The 18,551-nt window shown below is 69.9% G+C and carries 16 protein-coding genes and 1 pseudogene; 6 read left to right on the top strand and 11 right to left on the bottom strand.

Annotated elements, in window-relative coordinates:
- Positions 1-515 (bottom strand): annotated as a pseudogene (locus QWY80_RS13070) (glutamine synthetase); the annotation flags it as partial.
- Positions 516-765: 250 nt separating this feature from the next.
- Here QWY80_RS13070 and QWY80_RS13065 point away from each other — a divergent pair.
- Genes QWY80_RS13065 through QWY80_RS13055 form a run of 3 tightly spaced genes read left to right on the top strand, consistent with a single transcriptional unit; the run spans position 766 to position 4,416 of the window.
- On the top strand, positions 766-1,554 hold the full coding sequence (locus QWY80_RS13065; protein ID WP_290232169.1) for a gamma-glutamyl-gamma-aminobutyrate hydrolase family protein: 789 nt from the start codon (positions 766-768) through the stop codon (positions 1,552-1,554).
- Complete coding sequence (locus QWY80_RS13060) at positions 1,541-2,926, top strand: aspartate aminotransferase family protein (protein WP_290232167.1); 1,386 nt, start codon at positions 1,541-1,543, stop codon at positions 2,924-2,926. The genes QWY80_RS13065 and QWY80_RS13060 overlap by 14 nt, the downstream gene beginning before the upstream one ends.
- Positions 2,923-4,416 (top strand): aldehyde dehydrogenase, encoded by a 1,494-nt coding sequence (locus QWY80_RS13055; protein ID WP_290232165.1) that lies wholly within the window; start codon positions 2,923-2,925, stop codon positions 4,414-4,416. The genes QWY80_RS13060 and QWY80_RS13055 overlap by 4 nt, the downstream gene beginning before the upstream one ends.
- A gap of 68 nt (positions 4,417-4,484) precedes the next feature.
- Here QWY80_RS13055 and thmT read toward each other — a convergent pair whose 3' ends face one another.
- The 5 genes from thmT to QWY80_RS13030 all read right to left on the bottom strand — a co-directional run bounded on the left by thmT (position 4,485) and on the right by QWY80_RS13030 (position 9,347).
- Entirely contained in the window at positions 4,485-4,685 is a 201-nt protein-coding gene (gene thmT / locus QWY80_RS13050; RefSeq protein ID WP_290232163.1) for a 2-hydroxymuconate tautomerase, read from the bottom strand.
- 112 nt (positions 4,686-4,797) lie between these two features.
- Positions 4,798-5,256 (bottom strand): hypothetical protein, encoded by a 459-nt coding sequence (locus QWY80_RS13045; protein WP_290232162.1) that lies wholly within the window; start codon positions 5,254-5,256, stop codon positions 4,798-4,800.
- A gap of 140 nt (positions 5,257-5,396) precedes the next feature.
- Positions 5,397-6,518 (bottom strand): agmatine deiminase, encoded by a 1,122-nt coding sequence (gene aguA, locus QWY80_RS13040; RefSeq protein ID WP_290232160.1) that lies wholly within the window; start codon positions 6,516-6,518, stop codon positions 5,397-5,399.
- An 8-nt stretch (positions 6,519-6,526) separates the two neighbouring features.
- Positions 6,527-7,873 (bottom strand): Na+/H+ antiporter NhaC family protein, encoded by a 1,347-nt coding sequence (locus QWY80_RS13035; RefSeq protein WP_290232159.1) that lies wholly within the window; start codon positions 7,871-7,873, stop codon positions 6,527-6,529.
- A 55-nt stretch (positions 7,874-7,928) separates the two neighbouring features.
- Positions 7,929-9,347 (bottom strand): aminotransferase, encoded by a 1,419-nt coding sequence (locus QWY80_RS13030; RefSeq protein WP_290232156.1) that lies wholly within the window; start codon positions 9,345-9,347, stop codon positions 7,929-7,931.
- 163 nt (positions 9,348-9,510) lie between these two features.
- Between QWY80_RS13030 and QWY80_RS13025 the strand changes: the two genes are divergently transcribed.
- The 3 genes from QWY80_RS13025 to QWY80_RS13015 all read left to right on the top strand — a co-directional run bounded on the left by QWY80_RS13025 (position 9,511) and on the right by QWY80_RS13015 (position 12,339).
- A complete protein-coding gene (locus QWY80_RS13025) occupies positions 9,511-10,749 on the top strand; it encodes a M20 family metallo-hydrolase (RefSeq protein WP_290232154.1) in 1,239 nt (412 codons plus the stop codon).
- Between the two features lie 165 nt (positions 10,750-10,914).
- Complete coding sequence (locus QWY80_RS13020; RefSeq protein WP_290232151.1) at positions 10,915-11,547, top strand: DUF1326 domain-containing protein; 633 nt, start codon at positions 10,915-10,917, stop codon at positions 11,545-11,547.
- Positions 11,548-11,559: 12 nt separating this feature from the next.
- On the top strand, positions 11,560-12,339 hold the full coding sequence (locus tag QWY80_RS13015; protein WP_290232149.1) for a DUF2182 domain-containing protein: 780 nt from the start codon (positions 11,560-11,562) through the stop codon (positions 12,337-12,339).
- A 90-nt stretch (positions 12,340-12,429) separates the two neighbouring features.
- Here the strand turns inward: QWY80_RS13015 and QWY80_RS13010 are convergent, their stop codons facing one another.
- The 5 genes from QWY80_RS13010 to QWY80_RS12990 are packed head-to-tail and all read right to left on the bottom strand — an operon-like array spanning position 12,430 to position 18,463.
- The gene (locus QWY80_RS13010) at positions 12,430-12,690 is read right to left on the bottom strand and encodes a formate dehydrogenase subunit delta (RefSeq protein WP_290232146.1); all 261 of its coding nucleotides are present in this window, start codon (positions 12,688-12,690) and stop codon (positions 12,430-12,432) included.
- Between the two features lie 10 nt (positions 12,691-12,700).
- Positions 12,701-13,540: a formate dehydrogenase accessory sulfurtransferase FdhD gene (fdhD, locus tag QWY80_RS13005; RefSeq protein ID WP_290232144.1), complete on the bottom strand. Its 840-nt coding sequence runs from the start codon at positions 13,538-13,540 to the stop codon at positions 12,701-12,703.
- On the bottom strand, positions 13,537-16,419 hold the full coding sequence (fdhF, locus tag QWY80_RS13000; protein ID WP_290232142.1) for a formate dehydrogenase subunit alpha: 2,883 nt from the start codon (positions 16,417-16,419) through the stop codon (positions 13,537-13,539). Before fdhF ends, fdhD begins: the two co-directional genes overlap by 4 nt.
- Positions 16,416-17,972 carry a formate dehydrogenase beta subunit gene (locus tag QWY80_RS12995; RefSeq protein ID WP_290232140.1) on the bottom strand — a complete coding sequence of 519 codons (1,557 nt, stop codon included), beginning with the start codon at positions 17,970-17,972 and terminating at the stop codon, positions 16,416-16,418. The genes fdhF and QWY80_RS12995 overlap by 4 nt, the downstream gene beginning before the upstream one ends.
- Positions 17,969-18,463 (bottom strand): formate dehydrogenase subunit gamma, encoded by a 495-nt coding sequence (locus tag QWY80_RS12990; RefSeq protein ID WP_290232138.1) that lies wholly within the window; start codon positions 18,461-18,463, stop codon positions 17,969-17,971. The genes QWY80_RS12995 and QWY80_RS12990 overlap by 4 nt, the downstream gene beginning before the upstream one ends.
- Between the last annotated feature and the right edge of the window lie 88 nt (positions 18,464-18,551).

The following is an 18,551-nucleotide window of genomic DNA, read 5'->3' as shown; positions in this document are numbered from 1 at the left end:
GTGGCCCGCTCGCCGGTGGCCGGCGAGCGGGGCGGCTGGATCATGCCCAGGGCGTCGCGCTCGCGGTCCACCAGGTAGAACTCCATCTCCACCGCCACCACCGGGGTCAGGCCTCGCGCCGCCAGGCGTTCCAACTGGCGGGACAGTACCCGGCGTGGCTCGGCGAAGAAGGGCGTGCCGTCGGGCTCGAACATGGCCATCAGCAGCTGGGCCTGGCGCCCCCGGGGACGCCAGGGGCTCGGCATCAGGGTACCGGGGAGCGGGTGGCAGACCCGGTCGGCGTCCCCCGTGGCCAGCCCCAGGCCGGTCTCCTCGATGGTGTTGCCGAGGATGTCCAGGGCGTAGACCGAGGCGGGCAGGTTGATGCCCTGGGTGAAGGCCTTCTCCAGGTTGTCGCGTCCGACTCGCTTGCCGCGCAGCACCCCGTTCAGGTCGCTGATCAGCAGGTCGATGCTCTCGACGTCCGGGTGGCGGGCGAGGAAGTCGCGGGCCTCATCGGCGGCATATGACGACATGGCGTTGCTGTCCCTTGGTTCGCTGTGCATGGGGGTATCTTTGTGTTCGGGAAGGGTGTTGTCAAATACTTTACGTCATGCTCCTGGCGGACGCATCCCGAGGCAAGCCCCCTGATGCCGTGCCCTGTCTGGATTCACAAGGGTATTGTCGTGTCGTCCGGGGCAGGGAAGGGTGGCTTGGCATTCTCGGCGAGACGGGGTATGTTGAGCAAAGCATAACAACTGACCCGCTTGACGAGAGGAGACAGCCATGCCGACCCGGCCCCTGGTAGGCGTGATCGCCTGCCGACGCGAGGTGGAGGGCCACCCCGCCCACATGGTCACCGACAAGTACCTGGTGGCGCTGCGCGAGTACGGGCTCGCCCCGGTGATCCTGCCGGTGTGGGAGGATGCCCTGGCCGGCGACCTGCCGAGCCACCTGGACGGCCTGCTGCTGACCGGCAGCTACACCAACGTGGCGCCGGAGCGCTACGCGGCGGCAGTGGCTCCCGAGAACACCCGTGCCGACACCCATCGCGATGCGGCGGCCCTGGCCTGGATTCCCGCGGCGCTGGACCTCGGCCTGCCGCTGCTGGGCATCTGCCGCGGCTTCCAGGAGCTCAACGTGGCCTTCGGCGGCAGCCTCCACCAGGCCGTGCAGAGGGTGCCGGGCCTGCTCGATCATCGCGAGCCCGAGGGTGACCGCGAGAGCCAGTACGCCCCGACCCACGACATCGCCATCGTGCCGGGCGGCCGGCTCGCCGCGCTGTATCCCGAGCCCGCCTCGCGGGTCAACTCACTGCATCAGCAGGGCATCGCCGAGCTGGGCCCGGGCCTTTCGGCCGAGGCCCATGCCCCGGATGGCCTGGTCGAGGCGATCTCCGTGGCCGATGCCCCGGGGTTCGCGCTGGCCGTGCAGTGGCACCCGGAGTGGCGACCTGCCGCGCATCCCCTCTATCACGCCCTCTTCTCGGGCTTCGCCGAGGCCTGCCGGGCCCGCCAGGCCCGCCAGGCCGCACGCATCCCCCAACCGGGAGTCGTCCATCATGCAGACGCGTGACTACCAGCGGCGTGACCGCGCCCATCACCTCCACCCGTTCACCGACTCCAAGGCGCTGGGCGAGGAGGGCAGCCGCATCATCGAACGCGCCGAGGGCGCCTATATCTTCGATTCCGAGGGCAACCGCCTCCTCGACGGCATGGCCGGCCTGTGGTGCGTCAACCTGGGATACGGCCGCCGGGAGCTGGTGGAGGCCGCCCGCGACCAGCTCGAGCGACTGCCCTACTACAACACCTTCTTCAAGACCACTCACCCGCCGGCGGTGAGGCTGGCCGAGACGCTCTGCCGCCTGGCCCCCGCGCACGTCAACCATGTGTTCTTCACCGGTTCCGGCTCCGAGGCCAACGACACCGTGCTGCGCATGGTGCGGCGCTACTGGGCGCTGAAGGGCCGGCCCGAGAAGCAGTGGATCATCGGCCGCGAGAACGCCTACCACGGCTCCACCCTGGCCGGCATGAGCCTGGGCGGCATGGCGCCCATGCACGCCCAGGGCGGCCCCTGCGTGCCAGGCATCGCCCATGTGCGTCAGCCCTACTGGTTCGGTGAAGGACGTGACCGGGACCCGGAGGCCTTCGGCCGCGAGTGTGCCGCGGCTCTCGAGGAAAAGATTCTCGAGCTCGGAGAGGACAAGGTGGCGGCCTTTATCGCCGAGCCGGTGCAGGGCGCCGGCGGTGCCATCATCCCGCCGGCGAGCTACTGGCCGGCGGTGAAGGCGGTGCTGGCGAAGTACGACATCCTGCTGGTGGTGGACGAGGTGATCTGCGGCTTCGGGCGCCTGGGCGAGTGGTTCGGCTGCGTCCACTACGGCCTCGAGCCCGACCTGATGCCCATCGCCAAGGGGCTCTCCTCGGGCTACCTGCCCATCGGCGGGGTGCTGGTGGGCGACCGGGTGGCCGAGACCCTGGTCGAGGAGGGCGGCGAGTTCTTCCATGGCTTCACCTACTCCGGCCACCCCGCCTGCGCCGCCGTGGCGCTGAAGAACCTGGAGCTGATGGAGACCGAGGGCGTGGTCGAACGGGTACGCGACGACCTGGGCCCCTACCTGGCCCGGCGCTGGGCCGAACTGGCCGAGCACCCCCTAGTGGGCGAGGCGCGCTCGCTGGGGCTGGTCGGCGCCCTGGAGCTGATCGACCCCGCCACCGGCGAGCGCTTTCCCAAGGCGCTGGGCGTCGGCAACCTGTGCCGCGACGCCAGCTTCGCGAGTGGCCTGGTGATGCGCTCGGTGGGGGATACCATGATCATCTCGCCGCCCCTGGTGATCACCCGCGAACAGATCGACGACCTGGTCGACAAGGCCCGCGCCGCCCTGGACACCACCGCGGCGCGCCTGGCCGACCAGCCATCCAAGGCAAGAGAGGAGACCCTGTCATGAGCCGCCCCGAAACCCTGGCCGACTGGCAGGCGCTGGCCAAGAGCCTGAGCTACGAGACCCGCGCCTTCATCGACGACGAATTCGTTCCGGCCGAGAGCGGCGAGACCTTCGCGACGGTCAACCCGGCCACCGGCGAGACGCTCGCCGAGGTGGCCAGCTGCGACGCCCCCGATGCCGAGCGGGCGGTGGACCACGCCCGGGCGGCCTTCGCCCGCGGCGACTGGTCGCGGTTGGCACCCGGCAAGCGCAAGCGGGTGCTGCTGCGACTCGCCGACCTGATGGAGGCCCACCAGCACGAGCTGGCCCTGCTCGACACCCTGGACATGGGCAAGCCGGTGTCGAGTTCCCTGGGCGATATGAGTGGCGCCATCGCCTGCTTCCGCTACCAGGCGGAGTGCATTGACAAGCTCTACGGCGAGGTGGCGCCCACCGGCGAGGAGGCCCTGGCGCTGGTATTGCGCGAGCCGCTGGGCGTGGTGGCCTCCATCGTGCCCTGGAACTTCCCGCTGATGATGACCGCCTGGAAGGTGGCCCCGGCGCTGGCCGCCGGCAACAGCGTCATCCTCAAGCCCTCGGAGAAGTCGCCGCTCTCGGCGCTGCGCCTGGCCAGCCTGGCCCGCGAGGCCGGGCTTCCGCGCGGCGTCTTCCAGGTGCTGCCGGGCTTCGGCCATACCGTGGGCCGCGCCCTGGCGCTGTCCATGGGGGTCGACTGCCTGGCCTTCACCGGCTCCACGGCGGTGGGCAAGCAGCTTATGAAGTATGCCGGCGACTCCAACCTCAAGCGCCTCTACCTGGAGTGCGGCGGCAAGAGCCCCAACCTGGTGTTCGCCGACTGCAAGGACCTCGACCGGGTGGCCCGCCATGCCGCCGAGGCGATCTTCCACAACCAGGGCGAGGTGTGCATCGCCGGTTCCCGCCTGCTGGTGGAGAACTCGGTGCGCGAGACCTTCATCGACGGGGTGATCGAGGCCGCCGCCGCCATGCAGCCCGGCGATCCGCTGGACCCCGAGAGCTTCATGGGGGCGATGGTCGACGAGACCCAGCATCGTCGCGTCCTGGACTTCATCCGCCGGGGCCGGGAGGAGGGCGCCCGGCTGCGGACCGGCGGCGATGCGCTGCCGGGGCCGGGCTACTTCATCTCGCCCACGGTATTCGATGGCGTGACACCCCAGATGGCCATCGCCCGGGAGGAGATCTTCGGCCCGGTGCTGGCGGTGTTCGGCTTCGACAGCGAGGAGGAGGCGGTGGCCATGGCCAACGACAGCCCCTACGGCCTGGCGGCGGGCCTGTGGAGCCAGGACATCGACCGCATCATGCGCGTCACTCGCCGGCTCGAGTCCGGCCAGGTGTTCGTCAACAACTGGGCCGGTGGCGACCAGACCATGCCCTTCGGCGGGGTCAAGCAGTCGGGCAACGGCCGCGACAAGTCCCATCATTCGCTGGAGGAGTACTCCGAGCTGAAGAGCGTGTGGATGTCGCTGGCCACCTGAGGGAGCGGCGTCTCGCCAGCGGGCCGGCCGCGGGAGACCGCGGCCGGCCCGCGTCGTTGCGACGGGGCTCAGTCGTCGTCGGCGCGGCGCCTGGCCAGCGACTGTCCGGCGATGCCGAAGTCCTGGGGCGCCATGTCGTCGAGCATGATGCGCACGCTCTCCGGGGAGCAGTCGACGGCCTCCACGCAGGCGGCGGTGACCTTCTCGATCAACGCCTCCTTCTGGGCGGCGCTGCGGCCCTCGATCAGGCGGATGGTGACGATGGGCATGGGGCTTCCTCGGCGGTGTCGGAAAGGGGTCCGAGGATGATTCCAGCCCGGGACGGGGGTGTCAAAAGACGAGGGCCGGCGCCATGGCGCCGGCCCTCGGGGGAAGGGGAATTCAGCGGGGACCGGCGCCGCCACCGGCGTTTCCACCACCGCCGGTGCCACCGCCCATGCCGCCACCGGCATTTCCACCGCCACCGGTGCCGCCGCCCATGCCGCCGCCAGTATTGTCCGCGGCCGTGTCGCCGCCGATACTCCCCGCGGCGACGCTGGCCTCGGTGCTGCGTCCTTCGCTGGCCACGCCGCTGACCGCCTGACCGTCCACGCCGTCATTGGCCACCGCCTCCTGGGCGATATCCAGGCCGAAGGTGGCGGACTCGGGCATATCGCCGGTCTCGACGTCTTCCTGCAGGCCTTCCAGGGTGTCCAGGGATGGGTCGGTGGTGGCGGGTTCACTCTCTTCCACCACTACCACCACCTCGTCGCTCTCCTCCGGCGCACTCTCCTGGGCGATGGCCGCCAGGGGCAGCAGGCCCAGCACCAGGGTGCCGGCGATCAGGTGTCGGGTAGGCATCTCGTCTCCTCCTTCTTCGGGATTCGGGGGCGTCGTTCGCACGGGAACGACGAAACGACCCTGCGGATGTGGCCTCTAGTCGATTCGGGCCCTGCCGGAAGGATGCCCCAGCTCCTGGAGCCTGACAAACTGTCGCCGGTTCACGACAGGTCCGCCCTGGGCTGCTGCTGGGTGATGCAGTGGATATTGCCGCCGCCCAGCAGGATCTCCCGGGCCGGCACGCCGATGATCCGCCGGTCGGGGAAGAGGTCCTGGAGGATCGCCCGGGCCGCGTCGTCCCGCGCCGGGTCGAGCAGCGGCATCACCACCACCGAGTTGCCGATATAGAAGTTGACGTAGGAGCCGGCCATGCGGTCGCCGGGCCGGCGCGGGTGGGAGCTGCTCAGCCGGTCGATGCCGCTGGCCTCGTCCTCGGCGATATGCAGCGGCCCCGGTTGGGGCAACTTGTGGATGCGCAGCGGGCGACCCCGCGCATCGCTGGTGGCCTCCAGCACCTCGAGCGCCTCGCGGGAGAGGGCGTGCTGGGGATCGGCCTCGTCGTCGCACCAGCTCAGCACCACCTCGCCGGGGGCCACGAAGCAGCAGAGGTTGTCCACATGGCCGTCGGTCTCGTCCAGGTGACAGCCCCGGGGCAGCCAGATCACCTTCTCGATCCCCAGGTAGTCGTGCAGGATGTCTTCCATCCGCTCGCGTGAGTACTGCGGGTTGCGGTTGGGATTGAGCAGGCACTCCTCGGTGGTGAGCAGGGTGCCCTCGCCGTCCACGTGGATGGCGCCACCCTCCAGCACCACCGGCGCGGGGAAGCGCTCGATGCCGAGCATCTCGGCGATCTTGGTGCGGATGCGGCGGTCCTTGTCCCAGGGGAAGTAGAGGCCGCCCTCGAGGCCGCCCCAGGCGTTGAATTCCCAGTCCACCATGGCCAGTCGGCCGTCGGGATGGGTCAGGAAGGTGGGGCCCACGTCGCGCATCCAGGCGTCGTTGCTGGAGAGCTCCACCACCCGGACATGGGCGGGTAGCTGGTGGCGGGCGTTCTCGTACTGTTCGTCGTTGACGCCGACGAACACCGTCTCGCTCTCGGCGATGGCGGTGGCCACCTCGACGAAGGCCTGCTGGGCCGGCTTGGCCCCATAGCGCCAGGTGTCCGGGCGCTGGGGCCAGAGCATCCAGCAGGCGTCGTGGGGGGCGAACTCGGCGGGCATGGCGAAGCCCCGGGCCCGGGGCGTGGCCTCGGCGGTGGCGGTAACGACGGTCGGTGCGTTCATGGCGGTTCTCACAGGTGGCCGGCGACGAGGAAGAGGGCGGCGGCGATGGCCGCGGCGATCAGCACATAGGGCAACTGGGTCAGGGCATGGGCCATGGGCGTGCAGCCGCTGCCCTGGGCGGAGAGCACCGTGGAGTCGCCGTAGAAGCAGGCGTGGCTGCCGAAGGCGCTGGCCGAGATCAGGGCGCCGATCACCAGCGGCATATGGCTGTCCATGCTGGCCGCCAGGGGCAGCACGATGGGCATGGCCACGGCGAAAAGCCCCCAGAAGGAACCGGTGGCGAAGGCCAGGAAGGCCATGGTGACGAACACCACCGCCGGCAGCATCCCGGGCGTCATCAGCGGCTGGACGGTGGCGATCACGAAGTCGGTGAGCCCCAGCACGTCGTTGACCTCCTTGAGGGCGAAGCCGGCCACCAGGGTGCCCAAGGGCATGATCATCGCCTTGAAGCCATCGAGGGCGGTGTCGAAGGTGTCATGGAAGCTCAGCAGCTGCTGGCCGGCGATCAGCACCAGGGTCACGGCCAGTGCCACGATCACCCCGCGCAGGATGTCGATCTCGAAGTACCAGGTGAAGAAGATCAGGCTGGCGATGGGCAGCAGAAAGTTGAGCAGGTGCGGGCGCTTGCCGCCGGTGTCCTCCACCTCCAGGGCGTCGTCATCGACCCCCTCGGGCATCAGTCGACCGGCCGCAGCGCGGGCCTCGGCGGCCTTCATGGGGCCGAGATCGGGGATCCAGCCGAGCGCCACCAGGGGCACCACGGCGGCCGCCACCCAGGCGTAGAACATGAAGGGGATGGCCTCGATATAGAGGCCCATGCCGTTGCCGGCCACGTCGTTCTCCTCCAGCAGGCCGGCGAAGAACACCGCCCAGGTGGAGAAGGGCACCAGGATGCAGATGGGGGCCGCGGTGGAGTCCACCACGTAGGCGAGTTTCTCCCGGGAGACCCGGAAGCGGTCGGTGATCTTCTTCATCGAGGCGCTGATGGTCAGCGCATTGAGGTAGTCGTCGACGAAGATCACCAGGCCCAGCAGCCAGGTGGCCAGCAGGCTCTGGCGGCGGCCATGGATGCGCCGGGTGACGGCATCGCCGAAGCTCAGCACGCCGCCGGTCTTGACCAGTAGGGCGATCAGGCTGCCGAACAGGCCGCAGACCAGGATGATCCAGGTCACGGTGTCGTTGCCGAGCACGTCGAGCAGGATGTCCGAGCCCTGGGTGACCACGCGGGTTGGGTCGATCATCAGCAGGCCCACCAGGGCCCCGGTCATCAGCGACTCGATGGTACGGCGGGTGAGGATGGCCATGCCCAGCACCACGGCGGTGGGGAGCAGGCTCCAGGCACCGAAGGTTTCCATACAAGACTCTCTTTTATCGTTGTGATAGCGATTCGATTTTTCTAATCGGTCCTTCTCAGAGGTAGCCGTCGGCGCGTAGCGAGGCCGTGGTGGCGGTCAGCGCCTCGTCGAGGAGGGTCACCACCCGGTCCACCACGCCGCGGTCCCAGATCAGCGGCGGCGAGACGATGTTGAGGTGGCCCACCGGGCGGATGATCAGGCCGCGCTTCTGGGCCTCGGCGGCGACCCGGTCGCCGACCCGTGCCTCCACCGGCAGCAGTTCCTTCGTCGTCTTGTCGGCCACGTTCTCGAGGCACAGCATGAAATGGCTGCCTCGCACGTCCCCGACCGTTTCATGGTGCGCGAGCGTCTTGAGCTTGCGCTCCAGGTAGGGGCCCACCTCGCGGACGTTCGCGCAGATGCCCTCGCGCTCGAGGATCTCGATGTTCTTGAGCGCCGCCGCGCAGCTCACCGGATGGCCGGAGTAGGTGAAGCCGGTGCTCAGCACGCCGCCCTTGCCCTGGGGGGTGCCCAGTACCTCGTAGAGCTCGTCGGAGATCAGGGTGGCGCCCAGGGGCGCATAGCCCGAGGAGAGCCCCTTGGCGCAGTTGATGATGTCCGGCTGGGTGTCGAACACCGCCTCGGAGGCGAAGAAGTGGCCCAGGCGGCCGAAGCCGGTGACCACCTCGTCGGCGATATAGAGGATCTGGTTGGCGCGGCATACCGCCTGCATGCGGGCGTGGTAACCCGCCGGCGCCACCAGTACGCCGCCGGCGCCCATGATCGGCTCGGCGATAAAGGCGGCGATGTTCTCGGCGCCGATCTCGGCGATGGTCTCCTCGAGCTCGGCCACCAGGTGATCGCAGTAGTCCGCCTCGCTCATGCCCTCGGGGCGGCGGTAGCAGTTGGCCTCGCTGAGGTGGGTGACCAGGTGGTCGAGGGTATCGAAATCCCAGTTGTTGCTGGCGATGCCAGTGAGGCTGGCGGCCAGATAGGTGGTGCCGTGGTAGGCGTTGTGGCGCGACAGGATGCGCTTCTTGTGCGGCTTGCCCAGGCGGTTGAAGTAGTAGTGCACCAGGCGGATGGTGGCGTCGTTGGCCGCCGAGCCGCCGCAGCTGTAGAAGACATGGTTGAGGTGGGCCGGGGCCAGCTCGGCGAGCCTGGCGGCCAGCTCCGCCGCCGGGGCGTTGGAGAGGTTGTTGAAGGTGGAGAAGTAGGCCATGCGGGTGGCCTGCTCGGCCATGGCCTGGCCGATCTCGGCACGGCCGTGACCCACGTTGACGCACCACAGGCCGGCGATGCCGTCGATAAAGCGATTTCCATAGGAATCTTCCACATAGATCCCATCGCTCTCGGTGATCAGGTCGCAGCCCTGTTCATGGAAGACGCTGAAGTCGGTGAAAGGGTGGATGAAGTGGTCCTTGTCCTTCTGCCACAGCGTCTGCGGATCGTAGTCCTGGGTGGCGTCGGTCCGGGGACGGGTATCAGTGGTCATGGTCTTTGCCTCGCGTACTTGTTCGGTTGCGTGGTGGCGTTCAGGAGCAGGCTAGCGAGGTCGGCGCCGCGGGGAATATATCCTGATTGGGGTATATCGATGCCGTGTCCGGTCGGCCTAGGGTGAAGACATGCCTTCACCCACCCGCACGAGGAGAGGATTCATGACGGTTTCCATCGATGGCCAGCGGCTCTGGTCGAGCCTGATGTCCATGGCCGAGATCGGCCCCACCGCGAACGGCGGCAGCTGCCGCCTGGCCCTGACCGGGGAGGACGCTGCCGGGCGGCGCCTGCTGCTCGACTGGTGCGAGGCGCTCGGTTGCACGCTGCGCGTCGATCGGGTCGGCAACCTCTTCATCCGCCGGGCCGGCAGACGTGACGATCTGGCACCGGTAGCCACCGGCAGCCATCTGGATACTCAGCCCAAGGGCGGACGCTTCGACGGCATCCTCGGGGTGCTGGCGGGCCTCGAGGTATTCCGTGCCCTGGAGGACCAGGGCCTGGTCACCGAGCGCCCCCTGGAGCTGGTGGTCTGGACCAACGAGGAGGGCAGCCGCTTCGCCCCGGCGATGGTCGCCTCGGGCACCTACGCCGGCGTGTTCTCCGTCGACGACACCCTGAGCCGCCGGGACGCCGACGGCGTGACCCTCGGCGAGGCCCTGGAGGCCTGCGGCTACGCCGGTGAACTGCCGGTGGGCGAGCCGCGGCTGGATGGCTTCTTCGAACTGCATATCGAGCAGGGGCCGGTGCTCGAGGACGCGGGGGAGTCCATCGGCGTGGTCACCGGCGTCCAGGGCATGCGCTGGTTCGATGTCACGCTCGAAGGCCAGTCGGCCCATGCCGGCCCCACCCCGATGCGGCTGCGCCACGACGCCCTGGCCGCGGCGGCGCACCTGATCGACCGCCTGCAGGCCCATGCCCTGGCCGACGCCGGCGGCGACACCAAGGTCACCTTCGGCTGCCTGGAGATCGACAGCCCGTCGCGCAACGTCATCCCCGGCGAGGTGCGCCTCACCGTGGACCTGCGTCACGTGGTGGAAGCCGAACTGGACGCCCTCCAGGCGCTGTTCGAGCGCGAACTGGCCGCCGCCGGCGAGACCTTCGGCGTGGCGGTGTCCCAGCAGCGGATCTGGGCCTCGCCGGTGGTGGCGTTCGCCCCCGAGTGCATCGAGGCCGTGGAGGCCGGGGCCCGGGCGCAGGGCGTGCCCTATCGGCGTATGATGAGCGGCGCCGGCCACGACGCCGTCTATGTGTCGCGCGTCGCCCCCACCTCGATGATCTTCGTTCCCTGCCGCGACGGCATCAGCCACAACGAGGCCGAGTACGCCAGCCCGGAGCACTGCGCCCTGGGCGCCCAGGTGCTCTGCGACGCCCTGCTGGGGCGGGCCAATCGCCCGGCATGAGGGCCGGCGTCCGCCGCCTGGAGACGCCTGGCCGAGGGCCGGCCGGCTGCTACACTGCCAGCGAAGGGAGGACGCGTTACGCTCCCGGATGGAGCCTCCGCAGGCCGGCTGCCGGACACATCCGGCGTCGGTCACTTTCCTGTCGACAAGGGGGAGGGTTCCGCCATGCCTCGCCAAGACTGGCGTCTCGAGGGAGACTGGATCAAGAACTGCAACTGCGCCTACGGCTGTCCCTGCGACTTCCTGGCCCCGCCCACCCAATGGGAGTGCCAGGGCTTTCTGGGCATGCGCATCGAGTCGGGCTACTTCGGCGAGACTCGCCTCGATGGCCTGAGTTTCTTCATCGTGGTGAAATTTCCCGGGCCGCTGCACGAGGGCGACGGGGACGCGCAGCCGCTGATCGACGAGCGCGCCACCCCCGAGCAGCGTGAGGCGCTTTCCGAGATCCTCTCCGGGGCGCATTCCGACGAGGGGACGATCTTCCATATCTTCAGCCTGATCGTGGCCCGCCTGCACGAGCCCATCGTCGCGCCGATCGATGTCGAGTTTGACATGGAGGCCCGCACGGCCCGCATCGAGATACCCGGCGTCCTGAGCTCCCGGGTGGTGCCGATTCGCAATCCCATCACCGACCAGCCGCATCGCATCCGGGTCCAGATGCCGGAGGGTTTCGAGCATCGCCAGGGCGAGGTGGCGGCGGCGGACATCGACAGCCGCGGTGACCTGGCCTTCACCACCCAGGGATCGCACAGCACCCTGGCTCATGTGGTCCAGACCCCGCAGGGGGTGGCGGCCTAGGAGCCGGCCGACATGGAGGCGAACTCGCTGGAGCGGCTGCTGCGGCATGACCGGCGCTGGGCGCTCGGGGGGCTGGGCGTCGTCATCGTCCTGTGCTGGGGCTACCTGATCGCCGAGGCCCTGTTGATGGCCCGCGGCGAGACCCTGCTGATGCCCATGACGATGGGCACCTGGACGCCCCTGGAGGCGGGGCTGATGCTGTTGATGTGGGGGCTGATGATGGCGGCGATGATGCTGCCGAGTGCCGCCCCCATGATCCTGCTCCATGCGACGATGACCCGGCGGCGCCGCGCCCGCGGCGAGGTGGTCGCGACCACCGGCAGCTTTGCCGGCGGCTATCTGGCCGTCTGGACGCTGTTCAGCCTGGCGGCGGTGTTGCTGCAGTTCGGCCTGCAGCGGGCGGCGCTGCTGTCGCCGATGCTGGCCCTCACCAGTCAGGGGGTGGCGGGGCTGGTGCTGATCGGCGCCGGCCTCTACCAGTGGTCGCCGCTCAAGGACGCCTGCCTGCGCCACTGTCGTTCGCCGCTGGACTTCATGCTGACCGAGTGGCGCGAGGGCAATCGGGGCGCCTTCGCGATGGGTCTGCGCCACGGTGCCTACTGCGTCGGCTGCTGCTGGGTGCTGATGCTGTTGCTGTTCGTGGGCGGCGTCATGAGCCTGGCCTGGATCGCCGGGCTGGCCCTCTGGGTGCTGGTGGAGAAGCTGGCTCCCGCCGGCCACTGGCTGGGGCGCGCCCTGGGGGGCGTGCTGGTGGCCTGGGGCGCGATGGCCTTGTGGGCGGCACTGGGTTGAGCCGAGTAACCAACCATGACCGGCCGTCGCCTCCCGACGCTCCGGTCGCGATTTCTGGCCGGTCCTGGCCGCCACCTCGAGCCGTGGTGCCTACGCCTGGTCGGCTTCCCGCTTTTCCCTCTCCGCCAGCCGCTCGGCCAGCTGCCGTGCGGCGCGTCGCGCCAGGGGCGTCAGTTCGGCGTCGTCCTGCTCCAGGCAGGCGACCAGGCGTCGCTTCATCGGCCGGGCCCAGAAGGTCTCCAGGTGGCGGCAGATGTTTGCCACGGCCTGGGCCTCGTCGCGGCCGCCGCCCAGGTTGGCGGCGATCTGGTTGGCCATGCGTACCAGGTGTGTGTCGTGCTGCAGTGACATCGTCGATTCCTCAGCCATGGGCCCGTGCCGTCGTGGGGGCGGCGGGGCGGTGATAGACCAGGTGACGCCCCGGGCGGGCGAAGCCCACCAGCAGCAGGTCGGCCGCCCTGGCCTGCTCCACCGCCAGCGCCGTGGCCGCCGAGACGGCCACCAGGGCGCCGATGCCGGCGCTGGCGCTCTTGTGCACCATCTCGTAGCTGGCGCGGCTGGAGACCAGGGCGAAGCCGTCCGGCGTGGGCCCGCCGCGACGGGCCAGGGCGCCGATCAGCTTGTCCAGGGCGTTGTGGCGCCCCACGTCCTCGCGGACCAGCCGGATGCACCCCTGGCCGTCGCACCAGGCGGCGGCGTGGGTCGCGCCGGTCAGGGCCTGCAGGGCCTGGTGCTCGGCGAGGTTCGCCAGGGCCCGCTGGATGGCGGCATCGCCGAGGGCCGGCGCCGTGACCCGGGGAATGGGGCGGATCGCCTGCGCCAGCGACTCGGTACCGCACAGGCCGCAGCCGGTGCGCCCGGCCAGGCTGCGGCGCCGGGCCTTGAGGGCCGCCAGCCGCTGGCCGGCGATGCGCAGATGCACCGCCAGGCCCCGGGGTTCCTCCTTGACCTCCAGGTCGTAGCACTCGTGGGGATGCGCCAGGATGCCCTCGGAGAGGCTGAAGCCCAGGGCGAACTCCTCCAGGTCGGCGGGGCTGGCCATCATCACCGCCTGGGAGATGCCGTTGTAGACCAGCGCCACCGGCACCTCCAGGGCCAGGGCGTCCTCCCGGGCGTCGGCGTACCAGCCGTTGCTCCCGCGGTGGACCTCCACGGAGTGACGCGCCACGGCGGTCGTGGCCTCCAGACGGCCCGTGCTCATGACGTGGCCTCCCGCTGCGTCGCCTCGGCCAGATAGCCGCGCTGCGCCCGGTCGAAGTCGTCGAAGCGCCGCTGCCAGGCGGAGGGCCGGCTGACCTTCTCCACCTGTACCGCGGTAACCTTGTACTCCGGGCAATTGGTGGCCCAGTCGGAGTTGTCGGTGGTGATGACGTTGGCGCCGCTGCCCGGGTGGTGGAAGGTGGTGTAGACCACCCCCGGCTGCATGCGCTCGCTGAGCCGCGCCCGCAGCACCGTCTGGCCGGCGCGGCTGGTGATGCCCAGCCAGTCGCCGTCGCGGATGCCGCGCAGCTCGGCGTCGGAGGGGTGCAGCTCCAGCACGTCCTCGTCGTGCCACACCTGGTTGTCGGTGCGCCGGGTCTGGGCGCCGACGTTGTACTGCGACAGGATGCGCCCGGTGGTCAGCAGCAGCGGGAAGCGGCGGTTGGCGCGCTCCTCGGTGGCGACGTACTCGGTGATCGCGAAGCGCCCCCGGCCGATGGGGAAATCGTCCGCATGCAGGGTCGGCGTGCCCAGTGGCTGCTCGGCGTTGCAGGGCCACTGCAGGCTGCCGCGTTCCTCGAGCCGCGCGTAGCTGACCCCGGCGAAGCTCGGCGTGAGCCGGGCGATCTCGTCCATGATCTCGGACGGATGGGCGTAGTCCATGGGGTAGCCCAGGGCCCGGGCCAGCTCCTGGGTGACCTCCCAGTCGGCCTTGCCGGCCAGCGGCGGCATCACCCGGCGTACCCGGTTGATGCGCCGCTCGGCGTTGGTGAAGGTGCCGTCCTTCTCCAGGAAGCTCGAGCCCGGCAGCAGCACGTGGGCGTACTTGGCGGTCTCGTTGAGGAAGAGGTCCTGGACGATCAAGCACTCCAGGGAGGAGAGCGCCGCCTCCACGTGCTGGGTGTTGGGGTCGGACTGGGCGATGTCCTCGCCCTGCACGTAGAGCGCCTTGAAGCCGCCCTCGATGGCGGCGTCGAACATGTTGGGGATGCGCAGCCCCGGCTCGTCGTCCAGGATCACGCCCCAGGCGGCCTCGAAGCGCCCGCGGGCCTCGGGATCGGCGACGTGCTGGTAGCCGGGCAGCTCGTGGGGGAAGGAGCCCATGTCGCAGGAGCCCTGGACGTTGTTCTGGCCGCGCAGCGGGTTCACGCCCACGCCCTCGCGGCCGATGTTGCCGGTGGCCAGGGCCAGGTTGGCGATGCCCATCACCATGGTCGAGCCCTGGCTGTGCTCGGTGACCCCCAGGCCATAGTAGATGGCGCCGTTGCCGGCGGTGGCGTAGGTGCGCGCGGCGCGGCGCACGGCCTCGGCGGGAACCCCGGTGATCGCCTCGCTGGCCTCGGGGGAATGGCGCGGCTCACGGATGAAGTCGCGCCAGGCCCGGTAGGCCTCGGTGTCGCAGCGCGAGGCGATAAAGTCCTGGTCTTCCAACCCCTCCGAGATGACGACATGCGCCAGGGCATTGATCAGCGCCACGTTGGTGCCGGGACGCAGCGGCAGATGCTGGGCCTCCTCGAGGTGGGGCGTCTTGAGCAGGTCGATGCGCCGCGGGTCGGCGACGATCAGTTGGGCCCCCTGGCGCAGCCGCTTGCGCATCAGCGAACCGAACACCGGGTGGGCATCGGTGGGGTTGGCGCCGATCACCAGGATCGCATCGGCCTGCATCACCGAGTCAAAGGTCTGGGTGCCGGCGGACTCGCCCAGGGTGGTCTTGAGGCCGTAGCCGGTGGGCGAGTGGCAGACCCGGGCGCAGGTATCGGTGTTGTTGTTGCCGAAGGCGGCCCGCACCAGCTTCTGTACCAGGTAGGTCTCCTCGTTGGTGCAGCGCGAGGAGGTGATGCCGCCGATGCTTTCGCGGCCGTGCTTGGCCTGGATCGCCTCGAGGCGTGCCGCGGCGAAGGCGATGGCCTCCTCCCAGCTCACCTCGCGCCAGGGCTGGTCGATGGCCTCGCGGATCATCGGCGTGGTGAGGCGATCGGGGTGGGTGGCATAGCCGAAGGCGAAGCGTCCCTTGACGCAGGAGTGGCCGTGATTGGCGTCGCCGCCCTTGAAGGGCACCATGCGCACCAGCTGGTCGCCCTTCATCTGCGCCTCGAAGGAGCAGCCCACCCCGCAGTAGGCGCAGGTGGTGACGATGCTGTGCTCCGGCTGGCCGGCGTCGATGACGCTCTTCTCCATCAGGGTGGCGGTGGGGCAGGCCTGGACGCAGGCGCCGCAGGAGACGCAATCGGAGTCCATGAAGGCCTCCGCCTGGCCGGCCGCCACCTTGGAATCGAACCCGCGACCGTCGATGGTCAGGGCGAAGGTGCCCTGCACCTCCTCGCAGGCGCGCACGCAGCGCGAGCAGACGATGCACTTGCTGGGGTCGAAGGTGAAGTAGGGGTTGGACTCGTCCTTCGCCGCCTGCAGGTGATTCTCGCCCTCGAAGCCGTAGCGCACCTGGCGCAGCCCCACCGCCCCGGCCATGTCCTGCAGCTCGCAGTCGCCGTTGGCCGGGCAGGTCAGGCAATCCAGGGGGTGGTCGGAGATGTAGAGCTCCATGACGTTGCGGCGCAGCCGGGCCAGGCGCTCGTTCTGGGTGGTGACCTTCATGCCCTCGGCCACCGGGGTGGTGCAGGCCGCCGGGGTGCCGCGCCGGCCCTCCACCTGGACGGCGCACAGCCGGCAGGAGCCGAAGGCCTCCAGGCTGTCGGTGGCGCACAGCTTGGGGATGTTGATGTCGGCGAGCGCCGCGGCGCGCAGCACCGAGGTGCCCTCGGGCACGCTGATCGCCACGCCGTCGATCTCCAGGCTCACCGGGGCCGCGTCGGCGGCGGGTGCCGGCGTGCCCAGGTCCTTGGAAAGCGCCTTGTCGTGCTGGGGGTCGAAGTGCTGAATCATGAGCGGTCTCCTTCCGGCGCGCGGTGGAAGTCGTCGGGGAAGTGTTTCAGGGCACTCTGCACCGGGAAGGGGGTCATGCCGCCCATGGCGCACAGCGAACCGTCTTCCATGGTCTCGCAGAGCTCGCCGAGCAGTTCGAGATTGGCCTCGCGGTTGTCGTTCGCGCGGATGCGGTCGATGACCTCGACGCCGCGGGTCGAGCCGATGCGGCAGGGCGTGCACTTGCCGCAGGATTCCACCTTGCAGAACTCCATCGAGAAGCGCGCCTGCTCGGCCATGTCCACGCTGTCGTCGAACATCACCACGCCGCCGTGACCGACGCCCGCGCCGACCTCGGCGAAGGTCTCGTAGTCCAGCGGCATATCCCACTGGCTCTCGGGCAGGTAGGCGCACAGCGGGCCGCCGACCTGGACGGCGCGCAGCGGGCGGCCGCTGGCGGTGCCGCCGCCGAAATCCTCCATCAGGGTGCGCAGGGTGGTGCCGAAGGCCAGCTCGATGAGGCCGCCGCGCTTGACGTTGCCCGCCAGCTGCAGCGCCAGGGTGCCGCGGGAGCGGCCCATGCCGTGGTTGGCGTAGGCCGCGGCGCCCTCGGCGAGGATGAAGGGCACGGCGGCCAGCGACAGCACGTTGTTGACCACGGTGGGGCGGCCGAACAGCCCCTCGATGGCCGGCAGCGGCGGCTTGAAGCGCACCAGGCCGCGCTTGCCCTCGAGGCTCTCCAGCAGCGAGGTCTCCTCGCCGCAGATGTAGGCGCCGGCGCCCAGGCGCACCTCCAGGTGGAAGGCGCGACCGCTGCCGCGGATATCCTCGCCCAGGTAGCCGGCGGCCTCGGCCCGGGCGATGGCCGCGTCGAGGATCTCCTTGGCCAGCAGGTACTCGGAGCGCAGGTAGATATAGCCCTGGGTGGCGCCCACGGCGAGGCCGGCGATGGCCATGCCCTCGATCAGCATGTAGGGGTCGCACTCCATCGCCAGGCGATCGGCGAAGGTGCCGGAGTCGCCCTCGTCGGCGTTGCAGACGATGTACTTCTGGTCCGCCGGGGTATCGAGCACCGTCTGCCACTTGATGCCGGTGGGGAAGGCCGCGCCGCCGCGTCCGCGCAGGCCCGAGGCCTTGACCTCCTCGACGATGTCCTGAGGCGTGCGGCTCAGGGCGATCTCCAGGCCGCGGAAGCCGTCGAGGGCCAGGTAGTCGGCGATGGACAATGGGTCGCTGACGCCGATGCGGGCGAAGGTCAGACGCTGCTGACGCTCCAGGTAGGGGATCGCCTCGGTCGGTCCCAGGGCCAGCGGGTGGGAGTCGCGGCCCTCGAGCAGGCCGGCGTCGAGCAGCCCCGGCACGTCGCCGGGGGTCACTGGGCCGTAGGCGACGCGGCCGTCGGCGGTCTCGACCTCGACCAGCGGCTCCAGCCAGGCCAGGCCGCGGGAGCCGTTGCGCACCAGGGTGAGGGACAGGCCGCGGGCGCGGGCCTCCCGCTCCAGGCGCGCGGCCACCTCGTCGGCGCCCAGGGAGAGGGCGGTGGTATCGCGGGGGACGAAGACGCGGACGCTCATGCGAGCACCTCCAGGGGACGGGTCTGCAGCTCGTCGACCAGGGCGTCGAAGGCGTCGGGGGTGATGCGGCCCCGCACCTTGTCGTCGACGCGGACTGAGGGGCCGCAGGCGCAGTTGCCCAGGCAGTAGACCGCCTCCAGGGTGATCTCGCGATCCGCGGTGGTCTGGTGGTAGTCGATGCCCAGGCGCGCCCTGGCATGGGCCTCCAGGGCGCGTCCTCCCACCGCCTGGCAGGCCTCGGCGCGGCAGAGCTGCACCACGTGTCGGCCGGGGGGCGTGGTGCGGAAATGGTGGTAGAAACTGATCACCCCGTGCACCTCGGCACGGGTCTGGCCCAGGGTCTCGGCGATGATCGGCACCGCCCCTTCGGGAACGAAGCCGACGCGCTCCTGGATGGCGTGCAGAATCGGCAGCAGGGCGCCGGGCTTGTGCTTCAGGGCGTCGATCTCGGCCTGGATCGCCTGGGGCGTCCACTCACGGGAATCGCTCATCGAGTCCCCCTGGTCGTTGTGGTGCTGGCTAGTTATGCACGCGATTTCATATATAGGAAGGGGCGTGCGTTTCGGTCGCAATAACGCT

The organism is Halomonas ramblicola (assembly GCF_030409215.1).
GTDB classification, from domain to species: Bacteria; Pseudomonadota; Gammaproteobacteria; order Pseudomonadales; family Halomonadaceae; genus Halomonas; species Halomonas ramblicola.
This window is presented reverse-complemented; position numbering and strand designations above follow the sequence as displayed.